The organism is Kitasatospora sp. NPDC127035 (assembly GCF_042726075.1).
Taxonomy (GTDB): domain Bacteria; phylum Actinomycetota; class Actinomycetes; order Streptomycetales; family Streptomycetaceae; genus Kitasatospora.
On record NZ_JBHXDN010000156.1, the window covers coordinates 1 to 2,710 of the forward strand.

2 protein-coding genes are annotated in these 2,710 nt (G+C 73.5%); one reads left to right on the forward strand and one right to left on the reverse strand.

Features of this window, described 5'->3' with window-relative positions; translation table 11 throughout:
- Window positions 1-374: 374 nt before the first annotated feature.
- Window positions 375-1,094, reverse strand: a complete 720-nt coding sequence (locus ACFWIC_RS40915; protein WP_329877895.1) for a DUF2470 domain-containing protein — start codon at window positions 1,092-1,094, stop codon at window positions 375-377.
- 273 nt (window positions 1,095-1,367) lie between these two features.
- Here ACFWIC_RS40915 and ACFWIC_RS40920 point away from each other — a divergent pair, with 273 nt between their 5' ends.
- Window positions 1,368-2,660, forward strand: coding sequence for an MFS transporter (locus ACFWIC_RS40920; RefSeq protein WP_380522271.1), 1,293 nt, complete (start codon window positions 1,368-1,370; stop codon window positions 2,658-2,660).
- Window positions 2,661-2,710: the final 50 nt, after the last annotated feature.

Sequence of the window (2,710 nt, forward strand, 5' to 3'; positions counted from 1 at the left end):
GCCTTTGTCGTTTACTCCCCCCGGGGGGGGGATCTTTCCGGTGGCTTGTCCGCCCGGCCGGATTCCCGCCGAATTCAGGCCGAATCCCGAAGGGTTCCGGAAGGATTCCGGAAGGGGCTCGGTGAGAGTTCGGGAGGGGTTTCCGGGCGAACGGATCGTTCGGGTGCCGTCAGCGGCGCGGGGCGGTGGTGCCGGTCGGCAGGGTTCGCCGGAGTGTGCGGCCGCCGGGGACGCGCGGGTGGGCGCGGTCGACCCGGTGGACGCTCGCCGAATCTCCCGGCCGACCGGTTCCGCGGCATGGGTGACCGGCGGTGCGCGGCCGGCCGTCAGCGGCCGGGCCGGGCGGGAGAGTCGGGCCGGGGGTAGGGCGGGGGTCAGCGCCGGTGCGCGGGCTCGGCCTGCTGCGCGGCGGTCAGCAGCTGGTGCACGCGGTGGCCGAAGTCGTCGGCGTCGTGGGCCGGTTCGGGGAAGACCAACCGGACGTCACGGTGGCCGTGCGCGTGGTCGAGGCGGAGCACCAGGCCGTACCGGTCGAGGGCGAGCGGCCGGACGTCGGGGTGGTCGACGAGCAGCTCCGGGTCGAGGAGGCGGGTGAGCACCGCGAGGGCGTCCGGGTGGTCGTCGGCGAGGTGGGTGAGCATGCCGGCCTCGTAGCGGGCGAGCGGGTCCGGGGTGGCGAGGGCGAGGTCGGCGCCGGTGAGGGCGCTGGTGCCGTACGGGGTGGAGAGGACGGCGTGGGCGACGTCCAGGCGGAGGTGGACGCTGAGGCCGTCGTCGGCGAGGTGGGCGAGGTGGAGGCGCCCGGCCAGGGTGAGGCGTCCGCGGACCCGGTCGCGGACGGCGACCGGTGCGATGTCGGTGAGGTCGAGGACGACGGGGAGTCCGTCCTGCTCGCGGACGGTCGCGAGGGTGAGCGGGGCGTCGAGCGGGGCGCGCAGGCGGAGCCTGGAGCCGTGGACCGAGACGGGGGTGGTGAGTTCGTGGTGCTCGCCGAAGGCGCGGACGACGACGGAGGAGGCTGCGCAGAGCAGGCTGCCGACCCGTTCGGCGGCGGTGGGCTCGGGGACCTCGGCGTCGATGGGGGTGGGGTTCATGGCAGCCTCCGGCTAGTTAGGTGAGGCTAACCTAATGACTTGCGCTGCGTGAGGCAAGGTGACGCGGGCCGTCGCGTGCGGGGGGCGGTGGCGAGTCGCCGAAGGGGGAGTGGGGCGAGGCTGCCGTGGAGGGTGTTGCAGGCGGCCGTCTATATGCCGCGCTTGCAAGTATCCGGCGCGCGGTCGTATTGTCGACGCTGGTAGTTGCACGCGCAATGGTTTGGTGTGCGGCTGACCGGTACCCCTGCAACGCTCCGGAAAGCGGTCCCTCTCATGCCTCTCGCGCTCCTGGCGCTGGCGATCAGCGCCTTCGGCATCGGCACCACCGAGTTCGTGATCATGGGCCTGCTGCCCGAGGTCGCCGGCGACTTCTCGGTGTCCATCCCCACCGCCGGCCTGCTCATCTCCGGCTACGCGCTCGGCGTCGTCGTCGGCGGGCCGCTGCTCACCGTCCTCGGCACCCGCGTCCCCCGCAAGGGCATGCTGCTGATGCTGACCGGCCTGTTCATCGTCGGGAACCTGGTCTCCGCGGTGGCCCCCGCCTTCGGGCTGCTGATGGCCGGGCGGATCCTCGCCGCCTTCGCGCACGGCGCGTTCTTCGGCATCGGTTCGGTGGTCGCCGCCGACCTGGTCGCCCCGCACAAGAGGGCCGGCGCCATCGCCCTCATGTTCACCGGACTCACCGCCGCCAACGTGCTCGGCGTCCCGATGGGCACGCTGCTCGGCCAGCACTTCGGCTGGCGTTCCACCTTCTACGTGGTCGCCGCGCTCGGGGTGATCGGCTTCGCAGGCATCGCCGCGCTCGTCCCCGTCCAGTCCCGGCCGGAGGGGGCCCGGCTCGGCGCCGAGCTGGCCGTCTTCCGGACCCCGCAGATCTGGCTCGCGCTGACCATGACGGTGCTCGGCTGGGGAGGCATCTTCGCGATGTTCACCTACATCACGCCGATGATGACCGAGCTCGCCGGCTTCTCGCCGTCCGGCGTCACCTGGCTGCTCTTCCTCTTCGGGGTCGGCCTCTTCGTCGGCAACCTGCTCGGGGGCTGGTTCGCCGACCGTGCGCTGATGCGCAGCCTCTACGTGATCCTCGCGGTGCTCACGGTGCTGCTGTTCGCCTTCACCTTCGCCGCGCAGAGCCGGGTCGGCGCGATCGTGGCCATCCCGCTGATCGGGGTGTTCGGTTTCGCCACCGTCGCCCCGCTGCAGAAGCGGGTGATGGACCAGGCGGCGGGCGCGCCCACGCTCGCCTCGGCCGCGAACATCGCCGCGTTCAACCTGGGCAACGCGCTGGCCGCCTGGCTCGGTGGGCTGGTCATCTCGGCCGGGCTCGGCTACCAGGCGCCGAACTGGGTGGGCGGACTGATGGCCGCCGCGGCGCTCGGTGTGGCCGTGCTGTCCGGTGCTCTGGACCGGCGTGCGGGCCGGAGCGGCGGCGGCCGGGTGGTGGCGGCGGGGGGACCGGCCTCCGGCGGGGTGGCAGCCGTTGCCGGTCCGGACGGCGCGGTGACGGCTTCCGCGTCGGCCCCGGTGGCGGGGCCGACGGAGCGCGCGGTGGCAGCCGGGAGGTGAGCCACGGCCACGCGGCCAGGCGGAAGGGCCCGGACGAGTGTCCGGGCCCT